This is a genomic window from Streptomyces sp. MMS24-W38 (genome assembly GCF_059889265.1).
In genome coordinates this window covers 3989852-4005828 of the sequence record NZ_JCBCPP010000001.1, presented here as the reverse complement: position 1 = coordinate 4005828, position 15977 = coordinate 3989852, and the positions used below count along the sequence as shown (strand labels likewise).

Annotated in this window: 12 protein-coding genes; 5 read left to right on the top strand and 7 right to left on the bottom strand. The window is 72.9% G+C overall.

Annotated elements, in window-relative coordinates:
• Positions 1–67: 67 nt before the first annotated feature.
• The 4 genes from AC6F7H_RS17235 to AC6F7H_RS17220 form a co-directional block, all read right to left on the bottom strand.
• Positions 68–238 (bottom strand): Trm112 family protein, encoded by a 171-nt coding sequence (locus AC6F7H_RS17235; RefSeq protein ID WP_384206276.1) that lies wholly within the window; start codon positions 236–238, stop codon positions 68–70.
• Positions 239–398: 160 nt separating this feature from the next.
• Positions 399–1763 carry a phosphomannomutase/phosphoglucomutase gene (locus AC6F7H_RS17230; RefSeq protein ID WP_500757846.1) on the bottom strand — a complete coding sequence of 455 codons (1365 nt, stop codon included), beginning with the start codon at positions 1761–1763 and terminating at the stop codon, positions 399–401.
• 170 nt (positions 1764–1933) lie between these two features.
• On the bottom strand, positions 1934–3550 hold the full coding sequence (locus AC6F7H_RS17225; RefSeq protein WP_500757845.1) for an L-lactate permease: 1617 nt from the start codon (positions 3548–3550) through the stop codon (positions 1934–1936).
• 236 nt (positions 3551–3786) lie between these two features.
• The gene (locus tag AC6F7H_RS17220) at positions 3787–4203 is read right to left on the bottom strand and encodes a DUF3499 domain-containing protein (protein WP_500757844.1); all 417 of its coding nucleotides are present in this window, start codon (positions 4201–4203) and stop codon (positions 3787–3789) included.
• Positions 4204–4524: 321 nt separating this feature from the next.
• Between AC6F7H_RS17220 and AC6F7H_RS17215 the strand changes: the two genes are divergently transcribed.
• Positions 4525–4974 carry a metallopeptidase family protein gene (locus AC6F7H_RS17215; protein WP_457459472.1) on the top strand — a complete coding sequence of 150 codons (450 nt, stop codon included), beginning with the start codon at positions 4525–4527 and terminating at the stop codon, positions 4972–4974.
• 34 nt (positions 4975–5008) lie between these two features.
• Here the strand turns inward: AC6F7H_RS17215 and AC6F7H_RS17210 are convergent, their stop codons facing one another.
• The 3 genes from AC6F7H_RS17210 to AC6F7H_RS17200 form a co-directional block, all read right to left on the bottom strand.
• The gene (locus AC6F7H_RS17210; RefSeq protein ID WP_500757843.1) at positions 5009–6610 is read right to left on the bottom strand and encodes a DUF5719 family protein; all 1602 of its coding nucleotides are present in this window, start codon (positions 6608–6610) and stop codon (positions 5009–5011) included.
• Entirely contained in the window at positions 6607–10359 is a 3753-nt protein-coding gene (locus AC6F7H_RS17205) for a glycosyltransferase (protein WP_500757842.1), read from the bottom strand. The genes AC6F7H_RS17210 and AC6F7H_RS17205 overlap by 4 nt, the downstream gene beginning before the upstream one ends.
• A 270-nt stretch (positions 10360–10629) precedes the next feature.
• Positions 10630–10893, bottom strand: a complete 264-nt coding sequence (locus tag AC6F7H_RS17200) for a WhiB family transcriptional regulator (RefSeq protein ID WP_500757841.1) — start codon at positions 10891–10893, stop codon at positions 10630–10632.
• A 770-nt stretch (positions 10894–11663) separates the two neighbouring features.
• Here AC6F7H_RS17200 and AC6F7H_RS17195 point away from each other — a divergent pair.
• The 4 genes from AC6F7H_RS17195 to AC6F7H_RS17180 all read left to right on the top strand — a co-directional run bounded on the left by AC6F7H_RS17195 (position 11664) and on the right by AC6F7H_RS17180 (position 15932).
• Positions 11664–12212 (top strand): cysteine dioxygenase, encoded by a 549-nt coding sequence (locus AC6F7H_RS17195; protein ID WP_500757840.1) that lies wholly within the window; start codon positions 11664–11666, stop codon positions 12210–12212.
• A gap of 144 nt (positions 12213–12356) precedes the next feature.
• Positions 12357–13382, top strand: a complete 1026-nt coding sequence (locus AC6F7H_RS17190) for a 2-phospho-L-lactate transferase (protein ID WP_500757839.1) — start codon at positions 12357–12359, stop codon at positions 13380–13382.
• A 59-nt stretch (positions 13383–13441) separates the two neighbouring features.
• Entirely contained in the window at positions 13442–14776 is a 1335-nt protein-coding gene (locus AC6F7H_RS17185; RefSeq protein ID WP_500761883.1) for a coenzyme F420-0:L-glutamate ligase, read from the top strand.
• A 154-nt stretch (positions 14777–14930) separates the two neighbouring features.
• Positions 14931–15932 (top strand): DNA-3-methyladenine glycosylase family protein, encoded by a 1002-nt coding sequence (locus AC6F7H_RS17180; protein ID WP_500757838.1) that lies wholly within the window; start codon positions 14931–14933, stop codon positions 15930–15932.
• Positions 15933–15977: the final 45 nt, after the last annotated feature.

Below are 15977 nucleotides of genomic sequence, written 5' to 3'. Positions count from 1 at the left end.
CTTCGAACGGCGGGGCGTCGGTACGCGGGCGGCGGGTCGCTGGTGCGCAGGGTCGCCGGGTCGTCGGTTACCCGGGGCGGCGGGCCTCGTCGACGAGGAGGACGGGGATGCCGTCGCGGATCGGGTACGCCAGACCGCATTCCTGGCCGGTGCAGATCAGCTCACTGTCCTGCTCCTTGAGGGGGGAGTGGCAGGCCGGGCAGGCGAGGATCTCCAGGAGGCCGGTTTCCAGCGGCATGGGGGTTCCCTTCGGGGCGGGCGTATGCGGATGCGCCTGGTCAGGGTACCGCCGGTGGCGCCGGTACGGGCGGGCAGCGGCTGTCGGGCCGACACCCGGCCCGCCCGGACGCCCCGGGGACGCCGGGCGGCCACCCGCGCGGGACGGGTGCCGTGGGGCTTCAGCCTCGGATGATGTCCAGGGCCTCGTCGCGGATCCTGGTCATGGTGGCCTCGTCGCGGGCCTCCGCGTTCAGCCGCAGGAGGGGCTCCGTGTTGGAGGGGCGGACGTTGAACCACCAGTCGGCGGCGGTGACGGTGAGGCCGTCCAGTTCGTCCAGGGTGATGCCCTCGCGGCCCCCGTACGCGGCCCTGATCGCGGCGAGGCGGGCCGCCTGGTCGTCGACCGTGGAGTTGATCTCGCCCGAGCCTGCGTAGCGGTCGTACTGGGCGACCAGGTCGGACAGGGTGCCCTGCTGGCCGCCGAGGGCGGCGAGGACGTGCAGGGCGGCCAGCATGCCCGTGTCGGCGTTCCAGAAGTCGCGGAAGTAGTAGTGCGCCGAGTGCTCCCCGCCGAAGATCGCGCCGTGCGTGGCCATCTCGGCCTTGATGAAGGAGTGGCCCACGCGCGTGCGTACCGGTGTGCCGCCGTTCTCCTCGACGACCTCCGGCACCGACCAGGAGGTGATCAGGTTGTGGATGATCGTGCCCTTGCCGCCGTTGCGGGCCAGTTCACGGGCGGCGACCAGGGCGGTGATCGCGGACGGGGAGACCGGTTCGCCCCGCTCGTCGACGACGAAGCAGCGGTCGGCGTCGCCGTCGAAGGCGAGGCCGAGGTCGGCGCCCTCCTCGCGGACCCGCTGCCGCAGATCGACGAGGTTGGCCGGGTCGAGCGGGTTGGCCTCGTGGTTGGGGAAGGTGCCGTCGAGTTCGAAGTACATCGGGACGACGGTGAGCGGCAGGTCCGCCAGTACCGTGGGAACGGTGTGCCCGCCCATGCCGTTGCCCGCGTCGACGACGACCTTCAGGGGGCGGCCGGCGGTCAGGTCGACGAGGGAGCGCAGATGTGCCGCGTAGTCGCCCAGCGTGTCCCGCCGGGTGATCTCTCCTATCGGGCCGACCGGCTCCGGGGGACCCGACTCGCTCCATTTCTCGACGAGTTCGCGGATCTCCGCCAGCCCGGTGTCCTGGCCGACCGGGGCGGCGCCCGCGCGGCACAGCTTGATGCCGTTGTACCGGGCCGGGTTGTGCGAGGCGGTGAACATCGCACCGGGCAGGTTCAGCGCGCCCGAGGCGTAGTAGAGCTGGTCCGTGGAGCAGAGGCCGATCTCGGTCACGTCGACGCCGTGGGCCGCGGCCCCGCGGGCGAAGGAGCCCGACAGGCCGGGCGAGGAGGGCCGCATGTCGTGGCCGATGACGATGGCGCTCGCGTCGGTCACCCGGGCGAAGGCCGCGCCGAAGAGCTCGGCCAGGGACTCGTCCCACTGGTCGGGGACGATCCCACGTACGTCGTACGCCTTCACGATCTGTGACAGATCAGCAGCCACGGCCAACCCTTCCGAAAGTCCTGTGGTCACCACAAACTACCCGCAGCGGATGACACTCCGCTGCGGGCGGTTCGCTGTGGTCCGATCGGGCTCACGGGACGTCGTCCCGGGTGCCCTCGTCAGTGTCGTCCCGGGTGTCCTCCCTGATGTCGTTCCAGGTGGGTCTCGGGTCAGGGCAGCATCCACCCCAGCACCGCGGTGCTCTGGCCCACCACGACCAGGCACATCACGAGCAGCAGGCCGAGGCTCCAGGGCAGCACCTTGCGCAGCAGGTCTCCCTCCTTGCCCGCCAGCCCGACGGCGGCGCAGGCGATGGTGAGGTTCTGCGGCGAGATCATCTTGCCGAGGACACCGCCCGAACTGTTCGCGGCCGCCAGCAGGTCGGGCGACAGCCCGGACTCCCGGGCGGCGGTCACTTGGAGGGCGCCGAAGAGGGCGTTGGCCGAGGTGTCCGACCCGGTGACGGCGACGCCGAACCAGCCCAGCACGGGCGACAGGAAGGCCAGTCCGGCACCGGCGGCGGCCACGAAGTAGCCGATCGTCGCCGCCTGGCCGGAGAGGTTCATGACGTAGGCGAGCGCCAGCACGGAGGTCACCGTGAGGATGGCGAAGCGCAGTTCGTACACGGTCGCCGCCCATTCCTTGACCGCCACGCGCGCGTGCACACCGAGCACGACCGCGGTGGCCACCCCGGCGAACAGGACGAGGGTGCCGCCGGTCGAGACGATCGGCCAGGTGAACACGTTGGCGCCGACCGGCTCCCCGTTCGGCGCGGCGACGTCGAGGAAGGGCCAGTCGGTCTTCCGGGTCGCCCCGGCCAGCCAGTCCTTGATCACCGGGATCTGCGCGACGGAGAAGACCACCACGATCAGCGCGTACGGGGCGTACGCCCGCAGGACCTCGCCGCGCGGGTCCTCCTCGTCCAGTTCCTCGCTGCGTACGCCGGTCAGTACGGAGGTGCGTACGGCCTCGGAGGCCGGCACGCGCGAATGCGGTACGGCGACCAGGGCGCCCGCGCCCGCCATGGCCGCGGCGATGTCGGCGAGTTGCGCGGAGACGTAGTTGGACGCGACGAACTGGGCGATGGCGAAGGCGACTCCGCACACCACCGCGGGCACCCAGGTGTCCCGCAGCCCGCGCCGCCCGTCCACCAGCCAGACCAGCACCAGCGGCACCACGAGGGCCAGCAGCGGGGTCTGGCGTCCGACGACGGACGCCACCGAGTCCAGCGGCAGTCCGGTGACCTGGGCGAGCGTGACCACCGGTGTTCCCATGGCGCCGAACGCCACCGGCGCGGTGTTGGCGACCAGCGCGACGATCGCGGCACGCACCGGATCGAAGCCGAGCGCCACGAGCATCACGGCGGAGATCGCGACGGGGGCGCCGAAACCGGCGAGCGCCTCCAGCAGCGCCCCGAAGCAGAAGGCGACGACCAGGGCCTGGATCCGCGGGTCGTCGGAGAGCCGGCCGAAGGAGCGGCGCAGGATGTCGAAGTGCCGGGTGCGGACCGTCATCCGGTACACCCACAGCGCGTTGACGACGATCCACATGATGGGGAAGAGGCCGAAGACGGCTCCCTGGAGGGCGCTGGAAGCCGCCTGGCCCCACGGCATGCCGTACGCCAGGCAGGCCACCAGTACGGCGCCCAGCAGTCCGATCAGGCCCGCCAGGTGCGCCTTCATGCGGAGGCCGCCGAGCAGGACGAGGACGATCACGAGGGGTAATGCCGCCACGAGGGCGGAGAGACCGAGTGAGCCGGCGACTGGTTCCAGTTCCTGGACGTACACGGACGCGCCTCCTGAATTCCGCAATGCGAAAGAGGTTTCTCGCTACGTGCCCGGAATGGTCGTGTCCCCGACAAGCGCGCGTCAATGGGTGTGCGGCACCTTACTGACGGGGCAGGTGGGGCAGGAGGAAAGAGAGGGAAGAAAGCGAGGGAGCGGGGAGAGCGGGGAGCGACGAATCCCGGCCGTCGACGCGGCCGCGCTCAGGGGGCGGCGGTCGGCCGCGGTCAGTCGTGCGGTCAGTTGTCGGGAGAGCGGAGCACGCGCAGATGGCCGCGGCGGGCGACCTCCATCGGGTCCGCGCCGCGCCCCGCGCCGCCGGCCGCTCGCTCCTGGGGGCGGGCGGCTTCGCGCACCGCGTCCGCGAGCGCTTCCAGATCGTCCCCGCTGGGCTGCGCGGGAGCCGAACCGTCGAGCAGGCGGACGACCTCCCAGCCGCGCGGCGCGGTGAGGCGCTCGGAGTGCTCGGCGCACAGGTCGTAGCAGTGGGGTTCGGCGTAGGTGGCGAGCGGGCCGAGGACCGCGGTCGAGTCGGCGTAGACGTACGTCAGCGTCGCGACGGCGGGACGGCCGCAAGCGGTGCGCGAACAGCGACGTACAGGGCTCACGATGTTGGACGGTACCGCACTCTTGAGCGGGTCGCGAAGACTACCCACCCCGGCATTCCCTCGTGTCGTGGCCTGAAACACCTCACCCACCCCCTCGGGCACACGCCGTTGACCTGCCCCGACGCCCGTGTTCGAGGCACCCGCGCCCCCTGTTCCGGTCATCAGTTGGTACAAACACCGTCAAATACCTTGAGATCACCGGCCCGCGAAAGATATCGAATCGAGCCGAACCTTGGCCGGAATGGTCATGTGACGACATGCCGTTCCGGGCGGACCGACACCGCGGTCCGACTCCATGCGGGTGTCGCGGCCCCGAGGCCGTGTGGGGGGCCGGGCACGCCGGACCGGCGGAGACTACCCTTCACCCTGATGGACACCCCTGTGACTCCCCGTGCCGCCGACCGCGGGCCCCGCCGCCGTGATCGCCACGGCCGGGGCATGCGCGGGCCGATCGCACCGCCCCAGGTGCCGCTCGCCGCCAGCCGCGCGGAGACCTTCGCCGATCTCGTGCAGGACTCCGTGGAGCGGCTGGAGCGGCGCTGGCCGCAGCTGACCGACATCGATTTCCTCGTCCTGGAGGTTCCGCGGCTGGACGGGCCCGGACTTCAGTGGAGCGACGAGGCGGTGCCGCTGGGCGGCACCGTGCCGGGCCGGGAGGGGCACCCCGCGCGGGTCGTGATCTATCGCCGGCCGGTGGAGATCCGCACCAAGGGACGCGACGAGCGGGCGGCGCTGGTCCACGAGGTCGTCGTGGAGCAGGTCGCCGAGTTGCTGGGGCTGACGCCGGAGACCGTCGACCCCCGGTACGGGGAGGACTGAGCGGCGGCTCCGGCGCCCGCTCCGTGAAGAGCCCCTACCTCTGCAGGACCGACAGGTTCTCCTCCGCCTTCGGTACCGCCACCAGGCCCCGGTCATCGGGAAGGGTCTGGACGGTGAAGGCCGGGAGGCCGTCGTCGGTGACGGCGAGGGTCCGGGACGCGTACACGGGGGTGCCGTCCGACTCGGGTTCGACCGTCAGGGCGTATGTGCCCTTGACACCCTCGGGGGCCGGGAGCTCGATGTGCTGGGTGGTACCGGCCTTGATCGTGTACGTCTCGGACACCGGGTCACCTCCCTCACTGCCCGCGGACGCGGTGACCTTGACCTTGGCGGCACCCTCGGGCGCGGTCACGGCGAGGGTGCTGCCCTTGGCCGTGTTGCCGGCGGCCGTGGCGCGCAGGCCGACCGGGCGGGCTGCCGGGACGAAGGCCGACTCCTGGTTGCCGTCCTTGCCGCGCAGCACCCGGACCGCCGCCACGACCGGCACCGAGCGGTCCGTCGGCGTGAGGACCAGGGAGCCCGCCTCTCCGCGCATGACGTCGCCGAGTTCGACGGCGGTCGTCCTGCCGCCCTTCACGTGCACCGTCTCGTTGCCGGCCGGTGTGATCAGCCCGGAGGGCGAGGCGAGCCGCACCTTCAGGTCGGCGTCCACACCGCCGGGGGTGAAGGCGACCAGGCGCACGGCGATGGCGTCCTCGGGGATGCCGGGCAGGACCAGGCTGCCCGCCGGGTCGGCCGACGCGGCCAGCCAGTCACCGCCGAGCGTGGCGTCCAGGGCCTGCACGGCCGCGCCGATCCGCCCGCTGCGGACGACGACGTGCACGGTCACATTCGTCTGCTGCTCGTCGGTGAGCGTGGACAGCAGCACCGGTTCGGCGGAGTGCGGCTGGACCGTGATGCCCTCCCCCGCCTCCGTCTCGAGGGCGCCGTCCTCGCCGTAGACCTCGATGTCCACGACGGCCGCGGAGTCGTCGGGGTTGGTGAGGTGGACGTAGTCGGTGCGCTCGAGCGCGGTGCTCGCGCCGGGGAACCAGAACTCCGTGTCGGGGGCGGCGCAGTTGACGCCCTGCAGACCCCGGCCGGTGCCCGCGGCGACCTCGGTCGTCTGCTGCACGGTCCACCCCGGGGCGAGGCGGCCCTCGGCGGTGCCGACGAGGGCCGGCTCCTCGCCCCCGGAGACGTCCGCGACGACCGGCTTGCCGGGCTCCTTGGGCTCGAGAACCGGCTTCTCGGCCTTCTTGCCGTCGGCGGCCTTCTCGCCGTCGGCAGTCTTCTCGCCGTCGGCGGCCTTCTCTCCGTCCTCGGCGGTCTCTTCGCCGTCGGTGTCCTTCGCGCCGTCGCCGTCCTTCGCGTCCTCCGCCGCGGACCGCCCCTCGACGGCCGACCGGAGTTCGGCCCTGCCCTCGCTCTCCGCGCCCTTCGTGACGGGCGTGAAGGACGTGTACGTCGTCTCGGCGAGGTCGGATGTGCTGGGCGTCGGGCACAGCAGGCTGGTGCGTTCCACTGGCAGGTGCGCCGCGGCGGCCTCGACGCCGTCCTCCCCGGCCGTGGGGTCCGGCGCGGACAGCACCGCGAAGCCGGTGACGGCGGCGAGTGCGGTGGCTCCCGCGATCAGGGACAGGGTGGTGCGGTTCACTGCTGGCTCCCGTCGGAACGCTCACTGCCCGGCTGAGGGCGGTGCGGCTGCTCGGGGTCGTACGACGTGTCGTAGCCCTGCGCGTAGGTCTGGTCGTGGCCCTCGTGGCCCTCGTAGCCCTGCCCGTACGTCGCGGGGTCGTACGGCGGCTGCTGCTGGGGCGTGCCGTCGTAGCCGTACGGGTCGTACTGGCCGTCCTGGTACTGATCCGCGGGGTACGTCCGGCCGTAGTCGTCCGTCACGTACTGCTGTTGCTGCTGGTACTGCTCGGCGGGGTAGGCGCCGTCGTACTCGGGGGCCGGGTAGCTCGCCGCGTCCCACTCGTCGTAGGACCGCTGTTGCGGAACGGCCGCGGGAACCGGCTCCGGCGGGGTGTCGAACCCGTCGTCCTGCGTGCCCGTGTCCTCCGTGCCCGCCTCCTCACCCGCTTCCCCGTGCGTGCCCGTCTCCTCGGCGGCGGCCTCCGCCTCGGCCTGGGCGCGCAGGCGGCGGGCACGGCGGCCGTCACCGGCGAGCGCCTCGGCTGCGACGGCCGGTTCCTCGGGCAGGTCGTCGTCGATGTCGCGGCGCCGGCCGGGCAGGGCGAGGACGACGAGGACGACGGCGAGCAGACCCTGCGCCCACAGCCAAGCGGTGTGGGTGAACGGGTCGTCGTAGGTGACGTCCAGTCGTCCGCCGGTGGCGGGCAGTTCGAAGCCCTGGGCCCAGCCGTCGACCGTGGTGGGGGTCAGCGGCTTGCCGTCGAGGGTGGCGGCCCAGCCCTCGGCCGCGGAGTCGGCCAGACGCAGGACACGCCCCTCGGAGCCGTTCGGGATCTTCGTGTGGATCTCGACGGGTCCCGCGGCCACGGGCTGCGACTCGCCCTCACTCCCCTTGCCGGGGATGATGCTCGCGCGGGCCACGTCCTGGTCGACGCGCCACAGCGCGCCGCCCGCCTGCTGGCTGAGCCGGGTCAGGCCGGGAGTGGCGTCTAGGACGCGGGTCACGTCGCGGGGCGCGCCCGGGTGGACGAGGACGTAGCGCACCGCGAATCCGTCGAGCTGGTCGGCCTGGTCGGCGCCCGAGCCGGCGACGAGGTTGGCGACGACCTTGTCGAGCCCGCTGTTCCCGCTGTTCGAGGCGGCGATCTCGGCGTCGCCCATGCGGGCGCCGGAGCCGCGGACCAGTACGTAGTCGACGTGGGCGGCGGAGTCGCTGTCGAGGACGAGGGTGCGGGCCTGGTCGCGGGTGCCGCTCTCCTCGGCGACGAACGCGGGCACCTGCACGGGGTCGCGCCGCTGCAACGGTCCGTCGGCGCCGCGGATCACCCAGCCGGCGGCGGCCAGCAGCGGGCCGACCGCGCAGGCGAGGGCGATCAGGACGGCGACCGGCTGACGCCAGCCGAAGCTCTGCTCGGCGACACGCGCGCGTGCCCCGTCGGCGCCGAGGGCGGCGGCGGCCAGCAGGGCGATGCCGTAGACGAGGGTCGCGGGCCCCGCCCAGGTGGAGCCGTTGGACAGGACCGCGAAGACGAGTCCCACCAGGGCGGCCGTCCAGGCGGCGCGGATGGCGAGAGTCCGCTCGGAGCGGAGCAGGGCGGCGAGGGCCGCGAGCACGATGCCGATGAGCACCGCCCCGCCGACCGCGCCGGGCCCGCCGGGGCTCGCGCCGAGCAGGTCGAGGGCGGAGGCGGCGGAGGGGCCGTACTCCAGGCCCGCCTCCTGGAAGAAGCCGAACGGGAGCAGCGACAGCGACCAGGGGGCCAGGACCAGCAGCGGCGTGCCGAGCTGGGCGAGGAAGCGGAGCCCGTACGCCGGGAGGTCGGACCTGCGCAGGGCGAGGACGCCGAGGCCGAGGACCAGGGCGATGGGCCACACGATCGGGGTGAACGCGATGGTGACGGTGAGCAGCAGCGCGTACGCCCAGGTCGCGCGCCAACTACCGCGGACGTCAGGGGGGTTCGTGAGTCCGCTCGCGGCGATGCCCGCGCGGGCGATCAGCGGCAGCAGCACAGCGAGGACGGCGGTGCCGATCCGGCCGCCGGCCAGGGCGCCGGCGACGGCGGGCAGGAAGGCGTAGGCGACGGCGGCCCACGCGCGCAGCAGCCGGGACTCGACGAGCGGGCGGGAGGCGAAGTACGCGCTGAAGCCGGCCAGTGGCACCGAGCCGACGAGCAGGATCGTCACGGCGACCCCGGGGGAGCCGAGCAGCAGGGTGCCCAGCGCCGCCACGACGGCGAGGTAGGGCGGCGCGGACCCGGTGCCGCCGGCGCCCACCGCGTGCCAGGTGTCGGTGTACCGCGCCCAGAGGTCGGCGGAGTCGGCGGGGACGGGGAGCAGTGCGCCGCCCGCGAGCGCACCGCCGCCGAGGAGTTCGCGGCAGGCCGCGAGGGAGATGAACAGCAGGGCCAGGAAGAGCACGGGGCCGGGCTTGCGGGCGATCCGCTTGAGCCGGGCGAACTGCTCGACCTGCAGGAAGTCGGCGTCGTCCCCGCCGGGTCCGGACTCGACGGCGCCGCCGTGCCGTCCGGCGCCGGAGGTGGCTTCGGGGTCGGAGCGGCCGACGAGACTGCTCGCGGCCTGCTCGACGGTCACGCGGATGGTCGCGCCGGGGGGCGGGAACAGCGGCCGCAGTTCGCCCTTGTCGACCTGCGGGCTGCCGCGGCGGCGCCGTCCGGCGAGGATGCGCTCGGGCCGCAGCAGGGTGCCCATGAGGCCGCGGATCTCGTCGACGGCCTGCCCGGGGACCTTGCCGACCAGGTAGGCGAGGGTCCGCAGCAGGGTGCCGAGGACGACCCGCAGCAGTACCCAGGGCAGGGCCGCGGTGCGGGTGTTGACGAGCAGGGTGTGGACGGCGCCCGCCTTGTCCACCTTGTGCGGGGAGGCGGCGGTGCGGCCCACGCAGTCGACGGCGCGGCGCTCGCGGGAGGCCGCCTCGGCGTGCCGCACGACCGCGTCGGGGGCTATGAGCACCCGGTACCCCGCCGTGTGCGCGCGCCAGCACAGGTCGACGTCGTCACGCATCAGGGGCAGGTGCCGGTCGAAGCCGCCGAGTTGGTCGAAGACGTCGCGGCGGACCAGCATGCCGGCGGTGGACACCGACAGCACGGACCGGACCTGGTCGTGCTGGCCCTGGTCCTGTTCGCGGCGGTCCAGGCCGGTCCAGCGGCGGCCGGAGTTGGCGATGGAGACGCCGACCTCCAGCAGTTGCCGGCGGTCGTACCAGCCGCGCAGCTTGGGGCCGACGGCGGCGACGTCGTCACGGCCGAGCTCGTACTCGTTGTCCACGACGCTCAGCAGCCGGGCCAGCGCGTCGGGTTCGGGGGCGCAGTCGTCGTGCAGCAGCCACAGCCACTGCACCGGCTCGCCGTGCGGGAGGTCGGGCAGGTCGTACGCGTCGTCGTGCCAGCTGCGCGTGACCGGGTCCCAGCCGCTCGGCCGCTTCAGGTAGGGCAGGTCGTCCGGGGTGAGGTGCGGCGCGGCGTGGTTGCACTCCTCGACGGCCTGGCCGAAGCCGGTGCGCCGGGCGAGGTGCAGGACGTGGTCGTCGCCGAGGGCTTCGGTGACCAGTCGGGCGGAGTCGTCACCGCTGCCGGTGTCGGCACCCATGGCGAACTGGACGGGGCGTTCCTGGCCGAGTAGCCCGGCGAGCGCGTCGGGCAGCCAGCGGGCTCCGTCGTGGGAGACGAGGACCGCGGTCACCACATGACGCGGGAACTCTGGAGCGGCAGCTACGTCTTGACGGGCTGCCGGGTGACTGTGCACGGACATCGAGGTACGGGCCCCGGTTCGGTGGACTGTGGGGGACGCCCGTGCCCGGTGGGGGCGGCGTGACGTCTCGGACGAGCGCCCACACTATCGGCTGGGCGGCAAGGCGGCCCGCCGCCTGTGGACAACCCGCCCGCGACGGACCGCACCCGACACATGCACAACATGTACATATACAGAACATCTGACATATGCACGGACATGGCGCGCATACGGATGTGACTCCCTGGATGCGGCACACCGGATGTGACGCTCCGTTCACCGACGGCGCCCTCAGACCACCGCCTTCTTCAGCCGACGCCGCTCCCGCTCGGACAGGCCGCCCCAGATACCGAAGCGCTCATCGTTGGCGAGGGCGTATTCGAGGCACTCGGAGCGGACCTCACAGGCGAGACAGACCTTCTTGGCCTCCCGGGTGGAACCGCCCTTCTCGGGAAAGAACGACTCGGGGTCGGTCTGGGCGCACAGCGCGCGCTCCTGCCAGCCGAGTTCCTCATCCACGTCATCGACCAGCAGTTGCTGCACCAGCTCCGTCATGTGCGCCCCTCGTCTGTCTTTCGTGTCCCCGTGACGCTGCCGTTACCTGTCCTGGCCAAACGACACGAGTGAAATTACAAGTGTGCTGCTCCGGGCGAGTCAAGCTGAGATCTGCTATTGGCGCCCTTATTCACTCTGCAGAACCAAGCCCAAGCCGAAAGTGTTCAAATCGCCATAAACGTTGACACACCGACGACTCCGACAGAGCTTCCCGCCCCGTGCTGAACCTCCACAAGGGGAGACGCCCGATCGGCCGACCCCGTTGTCGCACCGGCACCACAGCAAGCCGGATCACATTCGGATCACAGGATCGCAACGGCACTTGTGTGCCCGGCCGTGCGCACCTTGTGTCCCCGGAATCACGCGAACAAACCTTTCGTCCCGCAGGTGAACCGGATGGAGTGAACCGTGTCCCACGATCCGGGCGTCGAGTTGACACTGGAGGTGTGAACCGCTGTCCTTGTGGGCATGCTCGCGAACTTGGCACTCACCTCGACCCGCTCCGCCGGGTTCCTCGGTGCTGCCCGCGCTCGCTGTAGCTGTCACTGTTCCGGTTGTTGAGCCCAACGCGCTCCGACCCTTCGAGTCACCCTCGACTCGAGGCCAGTTCCCTCCACTCCAGTTCCTTCCGCTCCCACCGGGGCACTCCTCGCCGCCGTCCGCGACCCGGACGCACGCGACAGCACACGCTGCAGCCCCCCCCCTCTCCTGCCCCTGCCTTCCCGCTCACCGCTCACCAAGCGCTTCTCCGCCGAGGAACACCGCATCCCATGAACAGCGACAGCGACCTCCAGATCGCCGGCGACATCCTCGAAGTCCCACACCTGCTGCAGACCCCGCGCGAGCACCCGGCGACCGTCGCCGAGTTCGTCGGGCTGGCCCGCTCCCTCGCCGCCGACCGCTCCTCGTGGGAGCACCTGGTGCGGTACGACGCGACCAGCCGCTGGTACCACCGGCTGCGCACCCTCCCCCCAGGCCTCGGCTCCGCTCGAGCCGGAAAGACCCCGGTCGGCTACGAGGTGTGGCTGCTGTCCTGGGTTCCCGGCCAGGGCAGCGGACCGCACGGCCACGGCCCCTCCTCCGGAGTCATGACCGTCCTGGACGGCGCCCTCACCGAGCGCACCGGGCGCGGCACGCGTGCGTTGACGGCGGGTACGGAGCGGGTGTTCCCACCCGGCTATGTGCACGAGGTCGTCAACGACACACTGGAGTCGGCGGTCAGCCTGCACGTGTACTACCCGGGCCTGACCGAGATGCCGATGCGCCCCCTCGCCCCGCACTGCGAGGCGCGGCCGGTGCCCGGGGCCCTGTCCGTCTGAGACGGTGAGGATGGTCGTGTTCCGCACGGGGCCGTGGCCTGACCCGGTCTGCGACTGACCAAGGTGTCCTGAGCGCCGATCTGTCGGTCACGGTTCCGTGCGGGGCTTGCTGCCGCCGGCCCGGCGGCTGAGACACTGTTTCCCATGCGCATTGTGGTTCTGGCAGGCGGCATCGGCGGTGCCCGTTTCCTGCGCGGTCTGAAGCGGGCCGCGCCGGACTCGGACATCACGGTCATCGGCAACACCGGGGACGACATTCACCTCTTCGGGCTGAAGGTCTGCCCGGACCTCGACACGGTGATGTACACGCTCGGTGGCGGCATCGACGAGGAGCGGGGCTGGGGGCGGACCGACGAGAGCTTCCGCCTCAAGGAGGAGCTCGCGGCGTACGGCGTCGGCCCGGGGTGGTTCGGGCTCGGCGACCGGGACTTCGCCACCCACATCGTGCGGACGCAGATGCTCGCCGCCGGGTATCCGCTGAGCGCGGTGACCGAGGCGCTCTGCGACCGCTGGCAGCCGGGGGTCCGGCTGATCCCGATGACCGACGACCGCGTCGAGACCCACGTCGCCGTCACCCTGCCCGCCGACGACTCGGCGGGGGCCACGGCGGGCTCGACCACCTCGACGACGGGGCCGGCGGAGGGAGCCGGCGAGCGCAGGGCGATCCACTTCCAGGAGTACTGGGTACGGCTGCGGGCGTCGGTCCCGGCCGAGGCGGTCGTGCCGGTCGGCGCGGAGCAGGCCAAGCCGGCGCCGGGCGTGCTGGAGGCGATCGCCGGGGCAGACGTGATCCTCTTCCCGCCGTCCAACCCGGTCGTCTCCATCGGCACGATCCTCGCCGTCCCCGGCATCCGTGAGGCGATCGCCGACGCTGGCGTGCCGGTGGTCGGCCTGTCGCCGATCGTCGGGGACGCGCCCGTGCGCGGCATGGCCGACAAGGTGCTCGCGGCGGTCGGCGTCGAGTCCACCGCACCGGCGGTGGCCGAGCACTACGGCTCGGGCCTGCTGGACGGCTGGCTGGTCGACACGGTCGACGCGGCCTGTGTGGAGCGTGTCGAGGAGGCCGGGATCCGCTGCCGGGCGGTGCCGCTGATGATGACCGACGTCGACGCGACCACCCGGATGGCGCGGGAGGCGCTGGCGCTGGCGGAGGAGGTGCGGTCGGTTTGAACGACTTCACCCACGTGAACGGCTTGAACGGCTTGAACAACGACGTGAACGCCGCACGCGTGCGCGACGACCCGCACGCGGGCGGCGCGGCGTCCACGGGGTACCGGGTGTGGGCCGTCGCGGGCCTCCCCGAGGTCCGTCGGGGGGACGACCTGGCCAAACTGATCGCGGCCGCGGAGCCGGGGCTGGCCGACGGTGACGTGCTGCTCGTCACCTCCAAGATCGTCTCCAAGGCGGAGGGCCGGATGCTGGAGGCGTCCGACCGGGAGGCCGCGATCGACGCGGAGACGGTACGGGTGGTGGCCCGGCGCGGCGCCCTGCGCATCGTGGAGAACCGGCAGGGCCTGGTCATGGCCGCGGCCGGGGTCGACGCGTCCAACACCCCGGCCGGCACGGTGCTGTTGCTGCCCGAGGACCCGGACGGGTCCGCGCGGGCGATCCGCGAGGGCCTGCGCGACGCCCTGGGGGTCACGGTCGGCGTGCTGGTCACCGACACCTTCGGGCGCCCCTGGCGCGCGGGGCTGACGGACGTCGCGATCGGCGCCGCGGGCGTGCGCGTACTGGACGACCTGCGCGGCGGCACGGACGCGCACGGCAATCCGCTCGGCGCCACCGTCGTCGCCACCGCCGACGAACTCGCCGCGGCGGGCGACCTGGTCAAGGGCAAGGCCGCCGGCCTGCCGGTGGCCGTCGTCCGCGGGCTGCCCGGCCTGGTCACGGCCGACGACGACCACGGCGACGGCGCACGGGCCCTGGTTCGCGACTCCCGCGACGACATGTTCCGGCTCGGCACGTCGGAGGCGATACGGCAGGCGGTGACCCGGCGCCGCACGGTACGGGCCTTCACCGACGAGCCCGTCGACCCGGGGTCGGTGCGCCGCGCGGTGGCCGCGGCCGTGACGGCTCCGGCACCGCACCACACCACACCGTGGCGTTTCGTCCTGCTGGAGTCCCCGGAGTCCCGTCTCCGCCTGCTGGACGCCATGCGGGACGCCTGGATCGCGGACCTGCGCCGGGACGGAAAGACGGAGGAGTCCATCGCCAAGCGCGTCCGCCGCGGCGACGTCCTGCGCAACGCGCCCTGTCTGGTCGTGCCCTGCCTGGTCATGGACGGCTCGCACACCTACGGGGACGCGCGGCGGGACGCCGCCGAGCGGGAGATGTTCGTGGTCGCGACGGGCGCCGGCGTGCAGAACTTCCTGGTCGCCCTGGCCGGTGAGCGACTGGGCTCGGCCTGGGTGTCGTCGACGATGTTCTGCCGGGACGTGGTCCGCGAGGTCCTGGACCTGCCCGCGGACTGGGACCCGATGGGCGCGGTGGCGGTCGGCCATCCCGCCGAGGACCCCCGGCCACGACCGGAGCGGGACGCGGGCGCGTTCATCGAGGTGCGGTGAGCCGGACGCGCGGGACGCCTACCCTCGTAGGAGCCGCCGCCCGCCGGCCGGGCGGAGCCCCACTCCGGTGGGGCTTCCCTCGCTCTCCCTTCCCTTTCCCGCATCTTCCGCCCCTCCCCCGTCTCCCGCTTCCCCACTCCCCGGAATCCTCTCTGTGGCAGGACGTTTCGCTCCCCGGCCCGCTCGCACGACCGTGCGAGGCGGACGGACCGCCGTACCCACGGGGGTGCCCCGCCAGGCACCGGTCCCGGCCCTGGTGCGGAGCTGGGTGCCGGACGGGCCGCTGGACCTCGGTCTGGTCCTCGCTCCGCTGCGGCGCGGGCCCGGGGACCCGACGTTCCGCGCGCTGCCGGACGGCTCCTTCTGGCGGGCGAGCCTGACGCCCACCGGGCCGGGGACGCTGCGGGTGACGCGGCACGGCGGCGAGGTGCGGGGCGAGGCCTGGGGCCCCGGCGCCGACTGGCTCCTGGAGCGGCTGCCGGACCTGCTCGGGGCCGCGGACGAACCGGCGGCGTTCGTCCCCCGGCACAAGGTGCTGGCGCTCACTCGGCACCGGCGTCCGGGACTGCGGCTGCTGCGGACCGGGCTGGTGCTGGAGTCGTTGATCCCGTCGGTCCTGGAGCAGAAGGTCACCACCGATGAGGCGTACCGGGCGTGGCGGCTGCTGGTACGGAAGTACGGGGAGCCGGCACCCGGGCCCGCGCCCGAACGGATGTCGGTGATGCCGTCACCCCGGACCTGGGCGCTGATCCCCTCCTGGGAGTGGCACCGGGCCGGCGTCGACGACAAGCGGGCGTCCACGGTCCTGCGGGCGGTGCGCGTCGCCGCGCGGCTGGAGGAGGCCGCCGGGATGGCTCCGGCGGCGGCGCGGGCGCGGCTGGAGCTGGTGCCGGGCATCGGTCCGTGGACGTCCACGGAGACGGTGCAGCGCAGTCACGGCTCGGCGGACGAGGTGACCGTGGGGGACCTGCACCTGCCGGGCATCGTGGGATGGGCCCTCGCCGGGGACCGGGACGCGGACGACGCGGTGATGCTCGAACTGCTGGAGCCGTATGCCGGGCAACGGCACCGGGCGGCCCGGCTGATCCTGCTGAGCGGAAGAACGCCGGCTCGGCGGGCCCCGAAGAGGCCGCACTGGGACATCGGACGGCTGTGAGGCCCGAGCCCCCAGCAGCCCGAGCCCCCAGCCGTCCAAGCCTTC